The following is a 21897-nucleotide window of genomic DNA, read 5'->3' on the forward strand; positions in this document are numbered from 1 at the left end:
TTATATACCATAATTGTAAAGAAAAAATGATAAAAAGTGTGATTTTGTTCAATAAAACAGCGGTTTAGTTCCTATAAAAAAACTGCCGGTTTATTATAATGGGATTATAGAAAAGCAACAGACAGGAACTTATAAATCGGGAATTTAAAAAATGGAGGAATGAAGATGTATCTGGATAACAGCTTTGAGAAAATTAAAAAATTTGACCCTGAAATGGCGGAACTGACCATGCAGGAGGAGGAACGTCAGAAAAAAACACTCTGCCTGATCGCATCGGAAAACTATGCCTCACCTCTGGCGGCGGGACTGGAAGGTTCCATCTGGGCCGACAAAAATGCCGAGGGTTATCCTGGCGGACGCTTCGTGGCAGGCTGTGAACTGGCCGACAGAGTGGAAAACCTGGCGAAAGAGCGTATTAAAAAACTGTTTGGCGCCGATCATGTAAACGTACAGTCCATGAGCGCTACGGTGGGGAATGTGGCGATTCTGCGCGCCCTGCTGAAACCGGGCGACACCGTACTTTCAATGGAACTGGATCAGGGCGGCCATTTAAGCCACGGCGCCAAATTCCATTACAGCGGCAAAATGTACCAGTCGGTATTTTACGGACTGAACAAGGAAACAGAGGAGATCGACATGGAGCAGGTGGAGAGGCTGGCCAAAGAGCATCAGCCGAAACTGATCATCTGCGGAGCTTCCTCCTATCCGAAACAGATCGATTACAAGCGCTTTGGTGAGATAGCAAGGAGCGTCGGAGCTTATCTGATGGCCGATATTGCACACCCGGTCGGCCTGATTGCAGCGGGAATCATTCCTTCACCGATTCCTCATGCCGATGTAGTCAGCAGCTCCACCCATAAGACCTGGAGAGGCGCCAGAGGCTGCGGTATCATCATGTGCAAAGAAGAACTCGCCAAAAAGATTGACACCCAGGTATTCCCGGGACTGCAGGGAGCGCCCAAAATGGATATGATCGCGGCGCGCGCAGTGCAGGCGCTGGAGAGCATGACTCCTGTTTATAAGGCATACCAGCAGAAGGTATACGACAATGCCCAGGCGCTGGCGGATGAACTGTTAAAATGCGGTCTCCGGCTCGTTTCCGGCGGAACCAATACACACCTGATTCTCGTGGATGTCCGAAACTTAATCCCATCCGGCAAAGAAGCCGAGGCGGTTCTGGAATCCGTAGGAATCGTAGTCAATAAAAATATGATACCTTATGATCCGCAGAGCCCGAAGGTGACGAGCGGCATCCGGATTGGCACACCGGCCCTGACGACCCGCGGCCTGGAAGAGGAAGAAATCCGTGAGGTTGGACGCCTCCTGGCGGATACTCTTAAAAACAGCGGCAATACGGAAGCTCTCGATAAGATCCGCACACGCGTGGCTGAGATTGCCGCGGTGCATCCTCTGTTTGATGAGGAAAAATGGCTTGCCTGATAAGTTCTTTACATACATACGTTCCGTCACCCCGCCCTTTTAGGGAACCGGGGCGGCGGAACAGGATCCATGAGTGGACTGGGGAAGGGGATAAGAATGAAAGAAACGAAAAAAATGCCGATATTTGCGAAAATCGCCATCGGTTTCGTCCTGGGAATTTTGTTTGGTGTTCTTTTGAGGGAAAGAGCCACCGTATTTGAGCCGATTGGCGATCTTTTTATGCGTATGCTGAAGATGCTGATACTTCCTCTGGTTTTCAGTGCGATTATCAGCGGCCTGACCAGCATACCGGATATGAAAAAAATTTATAAAATGGGAATCAAGGCATTCATCCTGTTTGTAGTCATGACGGCGCTGGCGATTCTGACCGGTATTGTATTTGCGAACCTGTTAAAACCGGGAGTGGGAGCGGCGATCCAGATGCCGGTGACAGATACCGGGAATGCCACGGATGTTTCCTTTATCTCGACGATCCTGAATATGTTCCCGACCAATGTGTTTGCATCATTTTCCGGTGACAATATGCTTCAGGTAATCGTTTTTGCATTCTTCTTTGGAATCTGTATCGTGATGTGCGGAGAGAAGGCGGAGCCGGTGAAGGTGTTCTTTGACAGAACCGCACAGGTTATGTATAAGATGACGGATATCGTCATTTCCTTTGCCCCGTTCGGCGTATTCGGCTTAATGTCCGGCATGATAGGAAAATACGGCCTTTCCACACTTCTTCCTCTGGGAAAATTTATTATTGTGCTGCATTTGGCACTGATTGTATTTATATTTGTCATCCAGGCGGGCCTCGTGGTCATCGGCGTCAGGATGAACCCAATCAAATTCTACAAGGGTATCTTCGGGGCAATCAGCATGGCCCTGGCAACCGACAGTTCGGCCGCGGCTCTGCCGGTGGCAATCAAGGAGCTGCAGAATAATCTCGGGGTTTCCGAGGCAATTGCCAGCTTTATCATGTCGGTTGGAACGAATGTCAGCAAGAGCGGAAGCGCGCTGTATCAGGGCATGACGGTCATCTTCATCGCCCAGGTGGCGGGAGTGCAGCTTTCAATGGCGCAGCAGGTAACGGTTTTCGTCACGGCGCTGCTGGCTTCCCTGGGAACCGCCGGTGTTCCGAGCGCCAGCATTGTCATGTTGACAATGACACTGGGCAGTGTTAATCTTCCGTTAGAGGGCGTTGCATTGATGACGGGAATCGACCGTATTATCGGCGGTCAGAGGACACTTCCGAACGTAATCACCAATGCCGCCATATCGGCTATGCTGGATCGGCAGGAGAAAATAGAACAGGGACAGCAGCCTGTGTAAGGAGGAGTTTCAATGGCTAAATTATTGACGGGAGCGCCCGTTGTCGCAGCGCTGAGCGGGGAGCTTTCGAAGCGGGTGGAACGGCTTAAGGCGGCCGGGATTACACCGACGCTTGCGATTGTCCGGATTGGGGAACGTCCGGCCGATCTGTCCTATGAGCGGGGCGCGTCCAAACGTTGCGCCGCAATCGGGATTGAGGTAAAGCATATCTTTCTTAAACCGGATTACCGGCCGGAGGAGCTGATGGCCGTCGTGCGGGAAATTAACGGGGATCCCGGAATTCACGGCTGTCTGATGTTCCGGCCTCTGGCACGGCGCGAGGACGAACTGGCCGTCTGCGCGGCCCTGAAACCGGAAAAGGACATGGACGGCATTACGGCCTGGTCCCAGGGAAACGTACTTTCCGGCGAGGAGGGAGGTTTTGCACCGTGCACCGCCCAGGCTTGCCTGGAAATTCTGGACTATTACGGGTATCCTCTCAAGAGTTCACGCGTCACGGTCATCGGGGCCAGCATGGTGATTGGAAAACCGGTCGGCATTATGCTGTTAAACCGGTGCGCGACACTGACCATGTGCCATATCGACACCGTGGACACCGCATCCCATTGCCGCGGGGCCGAGATCCTGATTTCAGCGGCGGGCTGTGCGGGGCTGGTAAGTAAAGATTATGTATCTCCGGGCCAGGTTGTGCTGGATGTAGGCATCAACACAAACCCGGAAGGGAAACTGTGCGGCGATGTGAGATTCGACGAGGTGGAGCCGATTGTGGAAGCCGTCACACCGGTGCCGGGGGGCGTCGGAACGGTCACATCGACCGTATTGGCCAAACACGTGGTGGAAGCTGCGGAGAGAATGTACCGAAAGTAAGGGGACAATTCAGATTGACGATTATTTGAGCGGGGCAGTGCGTCCATAGGGACGCGCTGCCCTGCTACAGAGTGTCGACAAAGTCGCCACTCTGTAGAATTCATGGCATAACGCCATAAATTCTAGTCACCGAAGGAAGAACTGCCGATTTCCTCGCGCAAGGGCTAAAGCCCCTAGAAATCGGCAGTTCAGCACTACGGCGGAACTGAATTCCACCTACGTGATTTGAAATGAGGGTTACACCCTCAAACTCCTGATATAAGGAAAATATAGCTTGTCGGGCTCTTTCCTGTATCCGCCTATTGTTTCTTTAGTAAATCCAGTTCGTTCCTTACAAAAACAACGGTTACGGCAAAGGAGATTAAATCGGCGGCAGGGGTTGCCAGCCAGATTCCGGTCATGCCGGTAACTGCCGGAAAGAGAAGGGCAAAGGGAATCAGGAGGATGAGCTGGCGGAGGGAGCTCAGGATGACGGACTGTTTTACCTTTCCGACGTACTGGAAGTAGTTTGCGCTTATCATCTGAAACCCGGCAAGGGGGAGTGTAAGGCTGAAAAGGCGCAGGCCGGGAACGGCCATAGCGGCCAGGGAGGGTTCCCCGGTCCCTCCGAATGCCCCGACGATTGCGCCGGCCGCAAGTTCGATGAGAAGAAACATAACGCCCGCAAAGACGGTGGCATATGTAATGGAAAGCTTTAAGGTCTTTTCGACACGCAGGTAATTCCCGGCGCTGTAATTAAAACCGAAAATGGGCTGGATTCCCTGGCCGAGGCCGATTACCGGCATATAGACCGTCATCATCGTGTTGTACATAATTCCATAGGAAGCAACGCCGGCCGTTCCACCATAGTATGCGGCGGTGTGGTTGAAGGTCAGGGAGACAAGGCTCAATGCGAACTGTACGATGGAGGCGGGAAGGCCGATGGACAGAATACTTCCTGAACCGGATGGCCTTATGCAGCTCAGCCGGAGATTTGCGGTGCATTTTCCGGAGCGGAGGAAGCGGATCGCCATCATCATGCAGACGCCGTTGCCAATCACCGTTGACAGGGCGGCTCCGAAGACGCCCCAGTGAAAGACGAAGATAAAAACAGCGTCTAAAACCGTATTGGTCAGTACGCTCATCAGGGAATTCAGGAAGGCCCTTCCTGCGTACCCCATCCCCTTTACGCAGTTGTTCATCGACTGCGCCATGATGAAGAAACAGGAACCGCTCAGAATAACGGAGATATATTCCACGGCGTATGCGAGGTTCTCCTCATTGGCCCCGTAGAGGCGGAGCAGGGGAGTCACGGTAAACAGCCCTGTGACGGTGATGGACGCGGCAAACAGGAGGGAGAGAAAGAAGGTGTTTCCAATCACTTTTTCCGCTCCCGCCCTGTCGTCTTTTCCGAGCCTCAATGAGATGGAGGCCGATGCTCCGGCAGCAATCAGCAGTGAGAGAGCCTGGATAATGAGGACAATTCCAAATGAAACCGTTACGGCGGACAAGGCTGCGGTGCCAACGCTCTTTGCCACAAATACGCCGTCTATCGCCGCGTTTAACGCGTTTAGGAGCAGGGAAAGGATGGCCGGAGCCGATAACTCCCGGATTAATCCGGGAATCGCCCCGGTTTTGATTTTTTCTGACAGTTCCATGACAGATACCTCCTGATGTGATTTTATTAATATGAGTAATGACTCATGTTTATAAACGCGATTATATACTCATATTTTCTGCCTGTCAACAAAAATGTGAGTAATAACTCATTTTGATTCTTGACGTTTCAGGAAAGGGAGGATAGAATAAAGAGCAGGGAGGATGGACAATGGATACAGAAAAGACAATCAGACAGCCGAAACAGAAACGCAGCATGGAGATGAAGGAAAGAATCCTGAGTTCCGCCATGAGGCTGATCTGTGAAAAGGGATTTTTTCAGATGACAACCAATGAGATTGCAAAAGCGGCCGGAATTTCAATCGGCAGCCTGTACTCATATTTTTCGGATAAAGACACGATTCTGGCGGAGCTGCTTGAACGCCATCACAATCATTTTATGACGGTTTTCCAGACGCTGAATACGGAGATGAACAGGCGGCTGTATACGGAGAATCTGCAGGAATGGCTCCGGTGCCTGGTGAAAAAACTGATAGACCTGCACCTTTGTGTCAAGGATTTTAACAAGGCGCTGGAAGAGCTTTATTATGCAAAAAAGGATGTGGCTGCCGTGCTGGATCTGCACAGGGAAGAAATCAGGAAGGCCGTTCTCGAACTTCTGGGCCGGAACCAGGACAGGGTCAAGGCAGACGATTTGGAAGCGGCCTCCGTTGTGATTGTGGATTTCATTGATGCCCTTGTGGACCGCATCGTATTTAAAAGCACTCCGGTAGAGGAGGAAAGAATCCTGGATACCGGGGTTACGCTGCTTTATGAGGCCTGTTTTCACCCTGCGGATGAGAAATAGTAAAGTTCCTGAGGATATCGAAGCCGTGTCCGCCATATGATTAAATAACAGGGAGCGGACCAGGTTACGGGATATGTTAAAAGAAAAGGAATACCGCCGGGAGGCGGCGTTACAGTATGCCAAACAGTGGGCATTGGGGAGGAATCCGAGATATCTCGATTTCGAACATATGGGAGGAGACTGTACGAATTTTGCTTCGCAGTGCATTTATGCGGGGAGCGGAGTTATGAATTATACTCCGGTGAAGGGCTGGTATTATAACAGCGGCTATGACAGGACGCCGAGCTGGACGGGGGTTCAGTACCTCTACAATTTCCTTGTGGGAAATAAGTCGGTGGGGCCTTACGCCGTGGTGACGGATGAGAAGGGGATACAGCCCGGAGACATCGTGCAGCTCGGCAACGGGAGCTGGTATTATCACAGCCCGGTGATTGTGGCCGTGGAGAATGGTCGTATTTTTCTTGCGGCACACAGTTATGATGCCTATATGCGGCCTCTGGATTCCTACCAGTATGAGCAGGCCAGATTTCTTCATATAAAGGGAGTCCGTGTCTGGGGGGCATAGGGAAAGCCGGAAGTGCCGGTACGGGGAAGGAAACGTTCTTCCCGTACCGGCACTTTACCGTTGAGTGGCAATGAAAAGTACGCGAAGCGTGCTTTTCGTTGTTTAATGGAGCAGATGTTCCGTCTCATATACGGGGGCGTCCGCTCTCTCAGCGATGAATGTGCGGTGGGCGTTCCTGACCTGTTCCCGGCATTTGGCCATGAGTTCCGGAAACCCGGTCCACCGCTCCAGGAGCGCATTCTGGTTCAGCTTTTCTTCCAGTAAATGGGCCTGGATGACGAGGTTATAATACAACTGGGAATCAATCTGGTCGGTGTGGCATAGTTTTGCCAGCAGTTCCGTGATGGATTTATATTTGTCCCAGAGCTGCCTTGTGGCTTTTTCTCTGTTGAAGGGAAAAATAAGGCAGTTTACCACGTATGCCGCCGCGGCCCCGGCCAGGATATAACAGAGCCGGATGAGGAAGACGCCGCCGACCGCCTGCAGCCCGAAGGCGGTCATGAACACGGCGCCTCCCATGGCCCCGATGGTCGAGCAGGTGAAGGTTTCCGCGTAATCCGTAAAATAGAAAGACAGATAACCGGACAGCATCATGGCTGCGGTGCGGCCTGCCGGGGAGGGGATCAGCGAGTAGACGGCAACGGAGATAAGACCTCCGGCCACCGTGGCGGCAATTCGCTTTTTCATTTTTACCGGGACGTCGTCCGCATAGGGGAGAGATACGGAGGCCATTGTGAACAAAAGCCATTTTCCGTGCGGCAGGGAGAGGGATCGGACGAGCAGGGCTGCCGCAGCAAGAAGCAGGGCGGTGCGGAGGGCGTAGACAAACCGGACCGGACTTAAATCGAGGGCGGCCTGGATTCTGAGTTTCAGCGACAGTACATTCGGGCGGTAGTTTCCCTTATTTTGGGGATCCGACATGTGCAGCAGGCGGTCGTTTATGTAGTTCAGAAGTTTATCCGGCGGATGAGTTTCTTCCTTGTCTCCTTCGGTGACAGTATCGTGGGATGGCTTTGGAAGCTCCTTTATTTCCTGGTGAAGGAAGGCGCGGAAGACTCGCAGCCGGTTCAGCGTCACCTGAAGGAGGGAGCGGTCCTGATTGGACAGATCTCCGGGGAGTTCCTTCAGCAAGAACAGCAGATGTTCAAGCCCCCGTCCCGCGTCGATCATGGAAAAACCGGCGTCGGAAACGCAGAGCGCCTTTTTCCTTCGGTCATACACGGTTTTACTGAGGCTGCAGAGCAGGTGATGGATAGCCACGGAATCTGGTTCCGCACCGTTCCCGTCAAGTTTGCCTGTGATATAGGAGCAGATGCAGTCGATCATCCCGCTCAGCACATCCCTGGCCGTTTCGTCTACGCGTTTTCTTCCCATAATCCACTGGTAGAGCAGAATGGATACGGCGCCCGTCACCATGGCAAGGAGCCGTCCCGGCAGGCGGGCAGCGTCCACGGGGGAAATAAATATCAGGAACAGGTAGGACAGAATGTAGGGAAAGTACATATGGGTGGAGTATTCATAGGTATAAGCATACAGGATGACAAACAGTGTGATAAAATTGAGAAGGAAAGAGGCCGGAGCGGGGAGCGCATTTACCAGATAAGCGGCGAGCGCGATCCAGAGAAGCATAAGCGACTGGCCGGCCAGATGCCGGAACGGTGTGGCCGTCAAATCCCGGACCATGGAGGCGGACATTAAGATCGTGAATATAACGCCTGCGATCGTATTTTCCGGCCCGAAGAGCAGGGAAAAAAGATTGACGTATGCAATGATGAAAATAAAGCTTAAAGTGCTGAAACGAAAGTGTTCCCTGATTCTGGCGGGAATTTTGAAATGATTAACCATAGAACGATGCATCTCCTTTGTGACGGTTCTTAACCGGGTATTGATTTTCAGACTGGATGTTGTATAATCGTGATAATAACATAAATATGATAGTCATATTTTATTTACTAATTTTATAAGATACCATTTTTGCCTGTTTTTGTCAATAAAAATCTGGGAGAGAAAAAATGAAATCAGATAAACTATCGGAATTATTTGTGAAAAACCTGCTTCATGCGATGCCGGCCTGGAATTCCAATCTGGTGCGGCCTTTTAAAAATTCACTGAATGGAGAGATGAGCCTGGAGACATATTACTGCCTGGAAACATTGAGGAGCCGGGGAACCGCCACGATGACGGAGATGGCCCGGCGTCTGAATGTGCCAAAGCAGCAGGCGACAAAACTTGTGGATGCGCTTGCTGCACATGAGTTTGTGGAACGTGTGCCCAGAGAGAGCGACAGGAGAACCGTCGAGGTCCGCTTGACGCCGAAGGCGGTTTCCTATCTGGATGATTACCATATGAAAAATAAGGAGTTTATCCGAACACTGGAAGAAAAACTGACGGAGCAGGAACTACAGAAATTAAACGATGCCGTCATAGTCCTGGCGCAGACGCTGCCGAAGCTTTAGCAGCCGGGAGGCCCCGGTACTTTTCCCATTCCGCTTGTAGAAAGAGCGGGCATTTGTTATAATAAACTGAGATTGTTGTGGACAATGTGCGGGGACGGCCGATTGGAAGAGGCTGAAAATGCGGGGGAAAACGAGACGATGAAGAAGGTATGTTTCATAATAATGTTTCTGTTGTTTATCACGGCAGGTTACGGTTCAGGGGAGGCGGCTGCTGCGCCGCTCCGGAATGCAGACACGTCCCGCGACGCGGGAGTGGCACGGGAAGACCGCGTGTTGGAGGAATATCTGGCGCCTCTGCTGACCGCCTTAAAAAACAGGGATAAAGAGGCAATGTGCAGTCTGTGGGTGGACATAACGGAGCCGGAAGAGAAAGAACAATTCTTTGAACTGTTTTTTGATATCTGGAACGGGAGAACGTGGAATTCGGCCGAGAAACTGGAAGAGAGGAGGCGCCAGGCGGAAGGAGCCGCTCCGGGGGCGACCATATACAGTTATCTGGTGGACTGCGGGGAGGAAAGTCCCAGGGTGGAATTGGCTGTCTCGGATGACAGCGGGAAAATCGACTGGATCCGCATAGCGGCTTCCCCGGTGGTAACCGGAACCCCGTCGACCTGGAGACAGTTCAATACGGCGCAGTGGATTATGACAATCCTGGCGGTTTTCGAGGTCCTGTTTTCAGTCTGGATGACCGTGCTCTGCGTGAAAAGAAAGCCGCGGCTCTGGGGGCTTTGGGTCATGTTTATCCTGTCTGTTTACGCGGGAATCATCTTTATGACAAAAGGGGATCTGATAATCTCATTTTTTATTTATACTTTTGCGTTCCCTAAAATACTGGACTATCAGAATCTGGGAATGAGGGTGTATCTGTCGCTGCCTCTTGGAGCGGCCGTTTATTATTTTAGATATGGACGGAAGCAGCTGCGAAAAAGAAAAGACGAATCGGGAAAGATGAAAAAGGAAAGATGAAAAAGGAAAGACCTGGCGGAGAACGACGGGTTTTGAATCTGTTTTGGAGGCGTCCCGCAGTCGGGCCGCCTCCTTTTCGATATCGTTTACACCGTGGTTTTGATATGATACAATAAAAGAACACAGGTTCGCAGATACAGGGGCGGCAGTTACGGTAAATCAAGCCGGTAAATTCCCTTTTTAGAAAGCAAAGGAAGACCGAGCATGAGAACATACGATTATAATGAAAAATTGAGCTGGGCCGATTTTCAAAATCTGGCGTGTGAAGTGGTCCAGCAGCGTGAGCATGTCCGGCTTCAGACGTTTAAGGATACCGCTGACGGCGGGGCCGACGGACTGTGGTTTGACGAAACATCCACACTGGTGGTACAGGCTAAAAAGTATAGGGACTTTAAGACATTATACAGGGAACTTAAAAACATTGAACTTTTAAAGGTTAAAAAGCTGAATCCGGACCGCTATATCCTCGTTGTCTCACTTGAACTGGGAAAACATGAAGCCGATAAAATTTATCAGCTGTTTGAGGGGTATATCAAAACCAGCGGGGATCTTATCACGAAGAATGAGCTGAACCGCCTTCTGGCGGAAAAGGAATACAGCCGGATTGAGAAGGATTATACCAGGCTGTGGCTCCCCGACACGTCCGTCATAGAGGAGGTTCTTTCCGAGATTGTCCACAAGGGCGCGCGGAACCGCAATACGAACGCTTACCGCAAGGCTCTCGGTACCAGCAGGACCTTTGTCCAGACACAGACTTACAACCATGCACTGGCTAAACTGAACGCCAACCATACGATCGTGATTTCGGGTGAGCCGGGGATGGGGAAGACGACGCTGGCTTATATTCTTGCGCTGGAATTCCTGTCTGTGCGGGGGTATGAAGGATTTATCTGGGCCGAGACAATAGAGGAGATTGAGGCCGGATGGGAGTACTCCGATCAGAGACAGGTGTTTATTCTGGATGACTATTGGGGCAGCACATTCCACAAAGAGACCGGGAGAAAGGCTACAAGGAAGCTGGAGGAGCTGATTTACCTGGTAAAGGCCGATGAAAATAAAAGGCTGATTATTACGTCCAGGGAGTATATTGTCCAGCAGGAGATCAGCAGGAGCCCGGAGCTTAAGGACATCGTAAGCAGGCTGAAGCTGGAATGCGTCCTGAAGGATTACAGCGACGCCGAGAAAGCGAAGATCCTGTTCGCCCATCTGTATGCGTCGGAGCTTGAGACGGAATATCTGGAGGACATCTTATTTCACTGTGATAATATTGTTGAAAATGAGGGATACAGCCCGCGTATTATAGAGAAATTTTTAAAACAGAGTGACTATGGGGAGTTTTCACCGCAGGAGTACACGGAGGAACTGCTGGGATATCTGGACTATCCGGAGAATTTCTGGAATGAAATTTTTATGGAGCTTACGGAGGAGGCGAGAATCATCGCCCTGATTATCGCGATCTCCTATGTGCCGATCAGCCTGGACGATATCAGAAATACGTTCGGAAAGTATGTTCAGCTGTACGCGGCCGACAGGAAAATGAAGTCCTTTGAGGCCTGCATCTCCGAGCTGGAAAAAACCTTTGTCACGACGTATTGGGACGAAGAGATTCTGATTACGTTTGATAACCCGTCTATTGTTGATTTCCTGTTCTCTTTTCTGGAACAGAACCAGGAATACTATATTCCGAAATTATGCAGGTCGGCTTCCTTTTACAACCAGCTTCTGATGCTTCTGGAGCGGGATCTCTGTAAGGATGAGGAAATCATACGGGAGATTGAACAAAGGGCCGTCGACGAGTTTTATAACCTGCCGATGAAGCTTTCCGATTTTGGGGAAATTGAGGTCGGGGAATCCGATATGGAGGAGGGAAGTCTCTGGGCCGGCCGGGCCTTTCACCTGCTGCGGGTCTCAAAGTTACAGAAGCGGGGCCCGGTGTGGGACTTTATCCGTGACTTTATCAATACATTTTTTGAACAGTTGGGCCGGAATGGGGCATTTGACGGAATAGATGAGTTGATCGATTTTGTCGGTTTGGTGCGCTTATGCGAAAAGAACGGCCTGCATCTTAATGGCCGGCAAATTATGGAGCAGTACTGGTCCTGTTCGTTCCTGGCCACACATTATGCATACTTCAGTGAGTTAGGTGAAATTTATCCGGACGAGTTTAAAGAACGGCGTGAGAACTACGTTCAGTTTATGAAAAAGAATATCAAGGATATCATTCTTTACAGCCTTGATTATCTGGATGAGCTTGACTATCCCTGGCAGCTGGACATGCTGGTGGATGATATTCCGCGTATTCTTAAAGAGTTCGGCCTCAGGTACACACAGAAATATAAGATGCAGATTAAGCTGATCGCCGGACGGTATTATGAGGAGACTAAAATAGACAAAAAAATAGACAAATTTGCCGGGTGGTCTCCGGAGCCGGAAGAGGAGAACTATGGAAAGGCCAAGCGGGAGGGATATGAGCTGCTGCTTGGAGAAAAGGACGGCGTGCTCGATCAGGAAGAATGCATGGAGCTTATCAAAAAGCTTAAGTACGGTCCGGAGATGGAGGCAGATCTGCTCTCCATCGCGGAGAGCGGAGAACCGTGGTATATCAGTGAAATGCTGGTAACCGAGGAGATGCTCGCAGCGGCGAAAGATATGACGGACAATATGGGGCTGAAAAAGATGCCCCGCAGTGTGGATACCTTCATGAATCTGCTTATTTATCAGATACTGGATGGGGATCCTGATATTGCTGACGTCTTTGTGGGATTCTGTACCGATTACATGCTGGATCTTCTGCTCTACAATGCAAGCTCCCGGGTGAGTGAGACGAAATTCAGGAAACTGGAAGACTATGAAAAATATGTGGCCGGGAATCAGGCGCTGGAAGAGCTACTGTTCAGGACCGTTCTTGTGAAAAATGGAAAGTGGGTCGAGACTCGCAATGAGCTGCTCATGCTGTACTGCTGCGGCCGGGCTTTGGTGAATGGAGAAGATTTTGAAAGAGGGATTTTCTTTGAGTATGAGACGCTGTTTTCGGACTTTTTTGAAAATGGCCGGGACGGCAGTCTGGCGGTTTACAGTCCTGATTTGAATGGCGGTTTTAAACGCAATTATGAATGGGAACGGCAGCTTGCCCTTTTATTCCGGGAGATGGATGAGGAACGGTTTTACCGGAATTATGTGATTCCGCAGGTGGAGCAGTTTCTGGACGGTTACGGACGGGGAGAAGAGAGGATAACCGGCTTTCTGGAAGAAATCCGTCTGCAGATTAAAACCGGGCGCGACAATGAGATTTACAGCGATATGATGACGGTTTCCGATGCAATTATTCTGGTTGAAAATCTGGAGATAGCCCAAATAACCGGTGCGTTTAAGGATAAACTGACAAAGAAGGAAATAAAGTGCCTGACAGGCAGAAAGTCCATCTGCAAAAAGCAAAAAGATAAGACGGTCATCTACGTATTTCAGGAAAATAATGTAGAATTTCTGAAGAAATGCGGTGTTTATGGTATTGTCAATGAATTCTTCAATGATTTGGAATGTTTTGTAAATCAGTTCCCAATCCGGACCGGGCTGCAGAATGTATTACAAACCGGGTTATAAACCGATAATTTTCAGCCGTAATATTTTGTTTTGCAATATTTGCCGCAATGCAGGGAATAGTAGTAGGAAACGATTTCAGGGAGGCGGCACATTGTACAAGATAGGAGTGCATTTTACAATCGCAAAAGGTTTTACTTATGCAATAGAGACGGTCTTTGGCCTGGGGGGAAACACATTTCAGTTTTTCAGCCGGAACCCGCGTGGGAGCAGTGTGAAGGTATATGACGAAAAAGACATTGAAAAATTCCGTCGATTCAGGGAGGAACACCGGTTTGGGCCTCTTATGGCTCATGCGCCGTATACAATTAATATGGCCGGTGTAAATGAGGATATCCTCTCATTTTCCAGAGAGGCGGTGAAGGACGATATGATCCGCATGGAGAAGCTGGGAATCGAATATTACAATCTTCACCCGGGCAATCATATGGGGGCGGGAGAGGAGGCGGGGATTGTCCGTATTGCGGAAGGCCTCAACCGGGCGATCGACGGAAACCAGCGTCTCACGGTCCTACTGGAAACCATGTCGGGGAAGGGAAGCGAGATTGGCTGGCGCTTTGAACAGCTCAGAAATATTATGGACAGGGTGGAATGCGGATCCAAAATCGGCGTCTGCATGGACTTGTGCCATATGTTTTCATCCGGCTACGATATTGTAAATGAGACGGAGCGCGTCTTTCGGGAATTTGACGGTATTATCGGGCTTGAAAAACTGAAGGCCGTCCATCTGAACGACAGCGCCAATCCGTTTGGTTCCAGAAAAGATAACCATGCCCCGATCGGGGAAGGCCGCATGGGGAAAGAGGCCACGGTTAAAATAATGGGACATCCCGCTGTACGCCGCCTGCCCTTCTATCTGGAGACTCCTCTGGATGATGAGGGACACAGACTTGAGATTGCAATGCTCAGGAAAGAGCTTACACAGGCGCACAGGTGATATCCGTTTGAGACATGGACGGATACAACGACACACGGACGATACAACGACACACGGACGATGGAAAAGTGCTGTATTTCTGCGGAGTGTTTTGTTATAATGGTTCCATTCCACCGGGCGGGCAGAAAGCTGATTCTGCATTTTGTCCGGTGAGTTTTTGACAGAGGAGAAACGGGCATGGAAGAGACACCGGTATGGAAGCAGTTAATCAGGCTGTCGGCCCCGGTTATGCTGGCATTGTTAATTCAATCGATTTATAACATCGTGGACAGTTATTTTGTTGCAAGATATTCGGAGGAGGGGCTGACGGCCCTGTCCATTATGTTTCCGATCCAACTTTTGATGACGGCCCTGGCTACGGGCACGGGAGTGGGAATTAATATCCTGATTTCCAGGCTGGATGGGGAAGGTGAGACAAAATCTCAGAAAAATATTATAGCGGCCGGATTCCTGCTGAGCATACTGGGCGCCCTGCTTTTTATTGCCGCGGGAATGCCGGGGATCAGATATTATTATCAGGTTTCATCGGCGCAGGCGCTTGTGAGGGAATACGGGATTCAGTATGCTCAGATTATCTTTGCATTTTCACTGGGAATGTTTATCGAGGCGGCCGGAACTAAGGTATTGCAGGCCAGGAGCAATATGGTGCTGCCCATGTGCGCCCAAGTGGCGGGGGCAGCGGTGAATATTGTTCTGGATCCTGTCCTGATATTCGGTTATTTCGGATTGCCGGCGATGGGGATCAGGGGGGCGGCCGTTGCAACCGTAATCGGCCAGTGGACGGCCATGGCGATCGTGATGGCCGGGTTTATCAAACGGTATTCCATGCCCTTTGGACGGGTGAACCTGCATTACTGCACCAGAGTCCTGAGGGCGGGAGCGCCTTCGATTATCATGCAGTGTCTGTATACGGTGTACATAGTGGGACTGAACCTGATTCTGAAAGTTTTTTCCGAGGATGCGGTTACCGTGCTCGGAATCTATTATAAACTTCAGACCTTCTTTTTTATCCCGCTTCTGGGACTTCAGCAGGTTATACTGCCCCTGTTAAGTTTCAGCTACGGTGCGGGGAGAAAGGACCGGGTGGACAGCATCCTGCGCTGTTCTTTTGTGATAGCGGGAGTGATTATGGTGGCCGCGGCCGCGTGTTTTATGGCCATGCCGGAATTATTGCTGAGCATCTTTTCGTCCAGACCGGAGATCCTTAAGATCGGTGGCACTGCGTTCAGAATCATAGCGCTGAGCTTTATCCCGTCGGCGTTCGGGCTGATCTTTGTGGTTTATTTCCAGGGAGTGGACCGGGGAAAAGAGAGTATCTTCCTCATTCTGCTGCGCCAGGTTGCTTTGCTTGTGCCAGTCGCCTGGGCGCTGCATTTTCTTGGGCTGAACCGGGTGTGGTTCACATTTCCCATCACGGAAGTGATCGTAGTGGCAGCATGTCTGATTTTTTATAAAAAACGGAAGCCGTTTAACGGCGGAACAGGAGAAATATGACGACAGAGTTTTTGCGGCAGCATATTTTTGACACAATAAAAGAGTGGCAGATGAAAATCGGGAGCCGTGATGAGAGTATCAGGCTCTATTATCCCGCAGTTTCCCTGATGAATCTGCTGAGGCTTGGGGATGAGGCGGGGGACGGCCGTACTGAGGATAGAGCGGAAGAGAAAAAGCCAGAGGGTGAAGCCGGGCTTGGGGAACTTGACGGGGCGCTTCTGGTTTTTGCACAGGATGTTGAACCGCTGCTTGGAAAGATACGGTTTTCAAGACAGGGAGAGCGGTACTGTATCGAGGTGCCGGAAAAAGGATGCGCTTATATAGCCGATTCCGTTCCGGAACCGGAATTTCTGAAACGGTTTCTGTCCGTCATTACGGCAAAAGACAGTACATTGGAACAGATACGGGCGTGTTTCCGGGATTTTGCCGGAATGTATGAGCTTGGATATACGGAAGAGGATAAGGAGGGGGAGGGAGTCGGCCATGTGTTCTATTTCAGCAGTGCGGTTCCGGAACCTTATATTTATTGTGTGGAGGAGGACGAATTCGGTCTGACTTACCACCGTTTTACCAGAGAGGACTACGAAGACCTTTCCGGGGAGGACGCTCATTGAGCTGAGAGGCCGGGGCAGTCCGGCAGATAATTGGATTCATACACATCTTTTAGGACAACAACATATTATGGCATTAGCAGTATAAACTGCTGACTAATAAGGATGTGATAATATGAATTGTAATGATAATTGCAGATTTGGCAATACGAATACAAACTCTTTTATACAGGGCGAAAATCCGGTTTTACGAAACCAGGGACTTTGCCCGGGAAATTTCCCGGAACCAAGGTGCGGAAGGTGCTGCCAGGGTCCGACCGGTCCCAGAGGCTGTCCCGGCCCGATGGGTCCCAGAGGATGCCCGGGTGAACGGGGACCAAGAGGTCCACAGGGCCCGACAGGTCCGACCGGCCCAAGAGGTCCGCAGGGTCCGATAGGCCCACAGGGCCCGCAGGGATTCCAGGGCCCAACCGGCCCGACCGGCCCGACAGGTTCAACGGGAGCCACAGGGGCAACTGGGGCGACGGGAGCTATGGGGTTAAGAGGTGTTACCGGAGCGACCGGCCCAACGGGAGCAACTGGTCCAACCGGAGCAACTGGAAATACCGGAGCCGCTGGAGTGACAGGTCCAACCGGAGCAATGGGAAATACGGGAGCCACCGGTCCGACCGGAGCAACTGGAAATACCGGCGTAGCAGGCCCAACCGGCCCGACAGGGGCAACTGGTGCTAACGGAGCAACGGGAATTACAGGCCCAACCGGAGCGACGGGAACAGCGGGAGCCGCCGGAGCCACCGGCCCGACAGGTCCTACGGGAGCGACTGGAACAGCGGGAGCTGCCGGAGCAACCGGGGCAACAGGTCCTACGGGAGCGACGGGAACAGCCGGAGCTGCTGGAGCCACCGGCCCGACAGGCCCTACGGGAGCGACGGGAACAGCGGGAGCTGCTGGAGCAACCGGGCCAACAGGAGCCACAGGTCCAACCGGAGCGACTGGAACAGCCGGAGCTGATGGAGCAACTGGGCCGACCGGTCCAACCGGAGCAACGGGAACAGCGGGAGCCGCTGGAGCCACCGGCCCAACAGGTCCTACGGGAGCGACGGGAACAGCGGGAGCTGCTGGAGCCACCGGCCCAACAGGTCCTACGGGAGCGACGGGAACAGCGGGAGCCGCCGGAGCAACGGGAGCCACCGGCCCGACAGGTCCAACGGGAGCAACGGGAACAGCGGGAGCCGCGGGAGCAACCGGAGCCACAGGTCCAACCGGAGCGACTGGAACAGCGGGAGCCGCTGGAGCAACCGGAGCGACCGGGCCAATCATAATAAGAAAACGGCTAAATACACGTTATATCAATAAAATAAGAGCTTATCACTTTACCGGACAAGCGCCGCCCAAGTAGAGACTACGGGCGGCGTTTTCCGTTGTGAGGCGGAAAGGAGGATATTTCTTATATCCATGCTTCGGGCCAAGTTGACCCGAAGCCGTTGTGGGGCTGACTGTAAAAGTTAGGCCCTTTTTTTCATGCCAAAATGAAGGAGGTAAATGAATGGCAGAGGATAAAAAAGATTTGAAGCCGGAGGAACAGGGACAGAGCGGCCCCGCCGTTTCCGAAGCTCCGGCTCCACGGAAGGAGGAGCCCCCGGCGCAGGAGGTTAAAACTTCAGCCCCGGTGCAGGAAGCCGAGAAGGCGGACACCCCTGCCGCAGAAAAGACTGACACCCCGGGCCCGGCTGACAGGAGCCGCCCCGGAAATGTCATTGATATTTCCGGCGCTATGATTGATAAAATTGTGGCCGAGAAGGAAAAGGCGGCTATGTCGGAACAGGAACAAGGCTCAACTACCGATAAGCCGAAGCCCGAACGGACAGACGCGGCTAAACCGGAAAAGAAGAAACAGACGGCACGTTCCCAGAAGGACAAGGCTCCCAAACAAACTGAAAAGTCCAAGGTTGAAAAAACTTCCCCGTCCAAGCAGGAGGAAGAAAAAGCGGCCCCGGCGGCGGACGGCCCCAGCCGGGAAGAACAGAAGGCCAAGCTGGAACAGGAGCTTCGGAAGAAATACGGAATCCCCAAGACGGACAAGCCCGTGGAGCCTTTCGTTATCCCGGAAGTGGAACAAACCGTAAGAATCCCCCATGAACAGCTCCATGCCTTCAAAAATCACCCGTTCAACGTGGAGAAAAATGCAAAGTTCATGGCGTTTGTTTCAAGTATCCGGGCGCAGGGCGTGACACAACCCGCCATTGTCCGGCCTGATGACAAGGGCGGCTATGAAATCATTTCCGGCCACCGCCGCGACGCGGGCAGTATTGAGGCCGGTATTCCCTATACGCCATGTATCATTCGCGCCCTGACTGACGAGCAGGCCATTCAGCAGATGGTCGAGGATAACGTCAACAACCGGGAAGTTTCCACGATGGAGTTAGCCAAGGCCCTAAAAATGCAGTTGGAGGCCATCAAGCACCAGGGGGCGCGTGAGGCGCTGGAGGGACAAAACTTCTCAACAGACGTGGATAAGCGTTCCAATGAGGTTATCGCGGAGCGCAACGGCATGAGCGTGAAACAGGTTCAACGGCATATCGCCCTGACAAGGCTCATTCCCCCGTTGCAGGATATGGTTGACGGCAAAACAGTCGGGAGCGGCGGCAAGCCGCTCAAGATTGCATTTACTCCCGCTGTGGAGCTTTCCTATATCAAGCCCAAAAATCAGCGGTATATTGCTGTTGCCATTGACGCACAACAGTCGGCCCCTTCGCTCTCCCAGGCCCAGCGTATGCGGAAACTCGACCAGGAAAATATGCTCAACGGCGACGTGATCGACGGAATCATGCTCGAAGAAAAGAAGGAGGTAGACAAAGTGATTATCAGTGGAATGGAATTGGAGAAGTATTTCGGCAAGGAAAAGACCCCGCAGGAAATGAAAGACCAGATTATCAAGCTCCTGGACGACTGGAAGGGCAAGCAGAAGGAACAGACGAAGCCGGAGAAAAAGGCCGAACAGGAGAAATAAGGCCGGAGAGCTTCGGGCCAAGTTGGCCCGAGGTTCCCGCCTAAAGCGGGGCTCTGCCCCGCGCCCCGAAGCTCAAAGGATATAATATATTCCCCGTCGCCGTGGTTTGTATAGCGCAACCGGGGAAGGCAGTCAAGGGTGGCGCCCGCGCCACCGCCTACGGCGGCGAAGCTCTTGACAGCCTTTCCCGGTTGTGCTTGTAGTAGTCAAGCGACGGGGATATATATTCCTTTGAGCCGTTCCCCTTCCCACGGGAAGGGGCGGAGGGGTTGGGCTCCCTATTAAGCAAAAACAGGAAGGAGGAAACCACATGAAGCGACCTTTAGCATACATCACCGCCGCATGGACAGGCGACCAAAACGCCGACACGGAACAGGCGGCGCGGTATTGCAGGGCAGTTTATGAGGCCGGATTTTCCCCGGTCTGCCCCCTGCTCTACCTGCATTTATTTCTGAACAACGATATTCCCGAGGAACACAAAAGCGGGATTGATATTTCCCGCGATATGCTCCGCCGGGCTCATGTGCTGGTGGTCTGCGGCGACGGCATGACGGAAGATGTGAAAAATGATATTGCCGTGGCCGGGCGGCTCAACATCACGGCGACCACGCTGGACGGCATTTTGACCGTAAAGGGCCAGGGTCGGGAGGCAAGGCGTGATTAGCGCCTATATCAGCAATATTGGTAAGTACAACGAGGGTGTTCTCGCGGTGGAGCCTCTGCGTCTGCCTGCCACCACCGAGGAAGTACAGGCTGTACTTTCCAAGATTGGCGTGGACGGGGTGCGGTATGAGGAAATCCATATTGTTGATTATGAAACCGACGTTGCCGGACTGCGGGCGCACCTGGGGGAAAACGAAAGCATTGACGAGCTGAATTACCTCGCCTCCCTGTTGGGAGAAATGGACAGCGGCGAGATGAAAAAATTTGAAGCCGCTGTTGCCCTCGGGGAATATGCCGGAAGTGTGAAGGATTTAATCAACCTGACCCAAAATCTCGGCTGCTATGATTTTTACCCTGATGTAAAGACACCGGAAGAACTGGGGCGGTGCTTCATTGACGAGTTTGCTTCGCTGAACGTGCCGGAGGATATAAAGGGCTATTTTGACTATGAGGCATACGGGCGGGATCTGTTTCTGAACAGCACGAGCGATTTTACAGACGGCGGCTATATCGAAAATAACCAGAGCTCTTTCATTGAGCACTACGACGGAGACAAGGTTCCCGAGGAATACCAGATATTTTCCTATCCCGTTGAGCCCCGCCGCTCCATTCTCGAAGCGTTAAAGAAGTATCGGGAGGCCCCACCCCCGGAGCGTGGAGGTGGAAAAGCCGCCGCCCATGAAGAACGGTAGACTTCGGGCCAAGTTGGCCCGAGGTATGGCCGAAGAAAAGGAGGTGTAACGATTGGGCAGAAAAAAAGAGGCCCCGGCAGAAACGCCGATTGTTGAAAATGAGTATGTGAAGGAACTGCTGGCCCTTCTGAAAGAAAATCAGTCCCCGGCTGGCAAAGAGCTGTTAGAGGCTATCGGCCATGTTTCCGAAATGGAGAAACAGCTTGCCAGCGCGGTTGACGAGTTAAAAGCCATGCGGCAGGAGCTTCAAGGCTTGCAGGAACAAAACCACCCGTTAAAGGCGGCTCTGCAAAAGAGCGTCAAAGCGTTGGAGGCCAACGTGGCCACCCTGCGGGAACGGCTGGCGGAGTTAAAAGGCGCGGTAATCGAGGGCTGTAAAAACACGCTGGCCGCTGTGAAGGAGCGCGGGATCGGCGCGCTGGACAGCGCCGCCCGGTTCTTCCATGTCAAACCGGGGCTGGAATCTCTGCGGAATACCATCAATGACGGGATAAAGGCAGACGAAAAAGCTATTTCCAGAATTGAGGCGGTAAGCGCCGAGTATCACGAAGCCGGGCGGCACTTGAAAAACATAGGCCGCGCCCTGATGGGGAAGGAGGCCGTTCAGGAGGCGAAGGCCGTCGGCAAGCTGGCAAAGACGGTGCAGGCCCCCTATCGGGCCGAACGGGCCTGTTATCTCGCGACCCGGAATAGCCTGGACAAAGCGGTTTCCAGCCTTGACCGTCTGGAAAAGGCCGCTGAAAAACAGCCTTCTATCTTGAAGGCCATGAAAGAACACAAGGAAACGCCCCCGCCGAAGAAGGAGAAATCCACTCCGGCGGCGGCACATGACGAGCGGTAGACCTCGGGCCAAGTTGGCCCGAGGTTTTCCATATCCCCGGGGCCCGCCCCATCTTGAAGCG

The 21897-nt window shown here is 52.1% G+C and carries 18 protein-coding genes; 16 read left to right on the forward strand and 2 right to left on the reverse strand.

The genetic code is table 11. The features are described from left to right. Window positions 1-165 precede the first annotated feature (165 nt). The 3 genes from glyA to QZT18_RS00310 all read left to right on the forward strand — a co-directional run bounded on the left by glyA (window position 166) and on the right by QZT18_RS00310 (window position 3621). The gene (glyA, locus tag QZT18_RS00300; RefSeq protein WP_294143485.1) at window positions 166-1440 is read left to right on the forward strand and encodes a serine hydroxymethyltransferase; all 1275 of its coding nucleotides are present in this window, start codon (window positions 166-168) and stop codon (window positions 1438-1440) included. Between the two features lie 96 nt (window positions 1441-1536). Beyond that, window positions 1537-2754: a dicarboxylate/amino acid:cation symporter gene (locus tag QZT18_RS00305; RefSeq protein ID WP_294143486.1), complete on the forward strand. Its 1218-nt coding sequence runs from the start codon at window positions 1537-1539 to the stop codon at window positions 2752-2754. A 12-nt stretch (window positions 2755-2766) separates the two neighbouring features. Beyond that, complete coding sequence (locus QZT18_RS00310; RefSeq protein ID WP_294143487.1) at window positions 2767-3621, forward strand: bifunctional 5,10-methylenetetrahydrofolate dehydrogenase/5,10-methenyltetrahydrofolate cyclohydrolase; 855 nt, start codon at window positions 2767-2769, stop codon at window positions 3619-3621. Between the two features lie 299 nt (window positions 3622-3920). Here QZT18_RS00310 and QZT18_RS00315 read toward each other — a convergent pair whose 3' ends face one another. Beyond that, window positions 3921-5258: an MATE family efflux transporter gene (locus tag QZT18_RS00315; protein ID WP_294143488.1), complete on the reverse strand. Its 1338-nt coding sequence runs from the start codon at window positions 5256-5258 to the stop codon at window positions 3921-3923. A 170-nt stretch (window positions 5259-5428) separates the two neighbouring features. Here QZT18_RS00315 and QZT18_RS00320 point away from each other — a divergent pair, with 170 nt between their 5' ends. Beyond that, window positions 5429-6064: a TetR/AcrR family transcriptional regulator gene (locus tag QZT18_RS00320; protein ID WP_294143489.1), complete on the forward strand. Its 636-nt coding sequence runs from the start codon at window positions 5429-5431 to the stop codon at window positions 6062-6064. A 73-nt stretch (window positions 6065-6137) separates the two neighbouring features. Continuing rightward, window positions 6138-6629 carry an amidase domain-containing protein gene (locus QZT18_RS00325; RefSeq protein WP_125142391.1) on the forward strand — a complete coding sequence of 164 codons (492 nt, stop codon included), beginning with the start codon at window positions 6138-6140 and terminating at the stop codon, window positions 6627-6629. 102 nt (window positions 6630-6731) lie between these two features. Here QZT18_RS00325 and QZT18_RS00330 read toward each other — a convergent pair whose 3' ends face one another. Further along, window positions 6732-8474, reverse strand: a complete 1743-nt coding sequence (locus QZT18_RS00330) for an FUSC family protein (protein ID WP_294143490.1) — start codon at window positions 8472-8474, stop codon at window positions 6732-6734. Between the two features lie 167 nt (window positions 8475-8641). On the opposite strand from QZT18_RS00330, the gene QZT18_RS00335 reads away from it, so the two are divergent. The 11 genes from QZT18_RS00335 (at window position 8642) to QZT18_RS00385 (ending at window position 21836) form a co-directional block, all read left to right on the forward strand. After that, window positions 8642-9085, forward strand: a complete 444-nt coding sequence (locus tag QZT18_RS00335) for a MarR family winged helix-turn-helix transcriptional regulator (protein ID WP_294143491.1) — start codon at window positions 8642-8644, stop codon at window positions 9083-9085. A 102-nt stretch (window positions 9086-9187) separates the two neighbouring features. Next, window positions 9188-10051: a hypothetical protein gene (locus QZT18_RS00340; protein WP_294143492.1), complete on the forward strand. Its 864-nt coding sequence runs from the start codon at window positions 9188-9190 to the stop codon at window positions 10049-10051. A gap of 204 nt (window positions 10052-10255) precedes the next feature. After that, the gene (locus QZT18_RS00345; protein WP_294143493.1) at window positions 10256-13651 is read left to right on the forward strand and encodes a restriction endonuclease; all 3396 of its coding nucleotides are present in this window, start codon (window positions 10256-10258) and stop codon (window positions 13649-13651) included. Window positions 13652-13742: 91 nt separating this feature from the next. After that, window positions 13743-14585: a deoxyribonuclease IV gene (locus QZT18_RS00350; RefSeq protein ID WP_294143494.1), complete on the forward strand. Its 843-nt coding sequence runs from the start codon at window positions 13743-13745 to the stop codon at window positions 14583-14585. Window positions 14586-14762: 177 nt separating this feature from the next. Then, window positions 14763-16079: an MATE family efflux transporter gene (locus QZT18_RS00355; RefSeq protein WP_294143495.1), complete on the forward strand. Its 1317-nt coding sequence runs from the start codon at window positions 14763-14765 to the stop codon at window positions 16077-16079. Continuing rightward, entirely contained in the window at window positions 16076-16693 is a 618-nt protein-coding gene (locus QZT18_RS00360; RefSeq protein ID WP_294143496.1) for a DUF3877 family protein, read from the forward strand. The genes QZT18_RS00355 and QZT18_RS00360 overlap by 4 nt, the downstream gene beginning before the upstream one ends. A gap of 469 nt (window positions 16694-17162) precedes the next feature. Next, entirely contained in the window at window positions 17163-18029 is an 867-nt protein-coding gene (locus tag QZT18_RS00365) for a hypothetical protein (RefSeq protein WP_366925764.1), read from the forward strand. A 147-nt stretch (window positions 18030-18176) separates the two neighbouring features. Beyond that, window positions 18177-19640: a ParB/RepB/Spo0J family partition protein gene (locus QZT18_RS00370; RefSeq protein ID WP_294143497.1), complete on the forward strand. Its 1464-nt coding sequence runs from the start codon at window positions 18177-18179 to the stop codon at window positions 19638-19640. Between the two features lie 310 nt (window positions 19641-19950). Continuing rightward, a complete protein-coding gene (locus tag QZT18_RS00375) occupies window positions 19951-20304 on the forward strand; it encodes a hypothetical protein (RefSeq protein ID WP_002588266.1) in 354 nt (117 codons plus the stop codon). Next, window positions 20297-20995: an antirestriction protein ArdA gene (locus tag QZT18_RS00380; RefSeq protein WP_294143498.1), complete on the forward strand. Its 699-nt coding sequence runs from the start codon at window positions 20297-20299 to the stop codon at window positions 20993-20995. The genes QZT18_RS00375 and QZT18_RS00380 overlap by 8 nt, the downstream gene beginning before the upstream one ends. A 52-nt stretch (window positions 20996-21047) precedes the next feature. Beyond that, entirely contained in the window at window positions 21048-21836 is a 789-nt protein-coding gene (locus QZT18_RS00385) for a DUF6674 family protein (RefSeq protein ID WP_294143499.1), read from the forward strand. Window positions 21837-21897: the final 61 nt, after the last annotated feature.

Source organism: uncultured Clostridium sp. (genome assembly GCF_900547735.1).
Taxonomy (GTDB): domain Bacteria; phylum Bacillota; class Clostridia; order Lachnospirales; family Lachnospiraceae; genus Otoolea.

Excerpts from the sequence above, each read along its gene's own strand:
- QZT18_RS00345 (WP_294143493.1), top strand. The coding sequence starts at position 10,256 with ATGAGAACATACGATTATAATGAAAAATTGAGCTGGGCCGATTTTCAA.
- QZT18_RS00335 (WP_294143491.1), top strand. The coding sequence starts at position 8,642 with ATGAAATCAGATAAACTATCGGAATTATTTGTGAAAAACCTGCTTCAT.
- QZT18_RS00305 (WP_294143486.1), top strand. The coding sequence starts at position 1,537 with ATGAAAGAAACGAAAAAAATGCCGATATTTGCGAAAATCGCCATCGGT.
- QZT18_RS00370 (WP_294143497.1), top strand. The coding sequence starts at position 18,177 with ATGGCAGAGGATAAAAAAGATTTGAAGCCGGAGGAACAGGGACAGAGC.
- QZT18_RS00315 (WP_294143488.1), bottom strand. The coding sequence starts at position 5,258 with ATGGAACTGTCAGAAAAAATCAAAACCGGGGCGATTCCCGGATTAATC.
- QZT18_RS00325 (WP_125142391.1), top strand. The coding sequence starts at position 6,138 with ATGTTAAAAGAAAAGGAATACCGCCGGGAGGCGGCGTTACAGTATGCC.
- QZT18_RS00355 (WP_294143495.1), top strand. The coding sequence starts at position 14,763 with ATGGAAGAGACACCGGTATGGAAGCAGTTAATCAGGCTGTCGGCCCCG.
- glyA (WP_294143485.1), top strand. The coding sequence starts at position 166 with ATGTATCTGGATAACAGCTTTGAGAAAATTAAAAAATTTGACCCTGAA.
- QZT18_RS00375 (WP_002588266.1), top strand. The coding sequence starts at position 19,951 with ATGAAGCGACCTTTAGCATACATCACCGCCGCATGGACAGGCGACCAA.
- QZT18_RS00330 (WP_294143490.1), bottom strand. The coding sequence starts at position 8,474 with ATGGTTAATCATTTCAAAATTCCCGCCAGAATCAGGGAACACTTTCGT.
- QZT18_RS00365 (WP_366925764.1), top strand. The coding sequence starts at position 17,163 with ATGGGGTTAAGAGGTGTTACCGGAGCGACCGGCCCAACGGGAGCAACT.
- QZT18_RS00320 (WP_294143489.1), top strand. The coding sequence starts at position 5,429 with ATGGATACAGAAAAGACAATCAGACAGCCGAAACAGAAACGCAGCATG.
- QZT18_RS00360 (WP_294143496.1), top strand. The coding sequence starts at position 16,076 with ATGACGACAGAGTTTTTGCGGCAGCATATTTTTGACACAATAAAAGAG.
- QZT18_RS00310 (WP_294143487.1), top strand. The coding sequence starts at position 2,767 with ATGGCTAAATTATTGACGGGAGCGCCCGTTGTCGCAGCGCTGAGCGGG.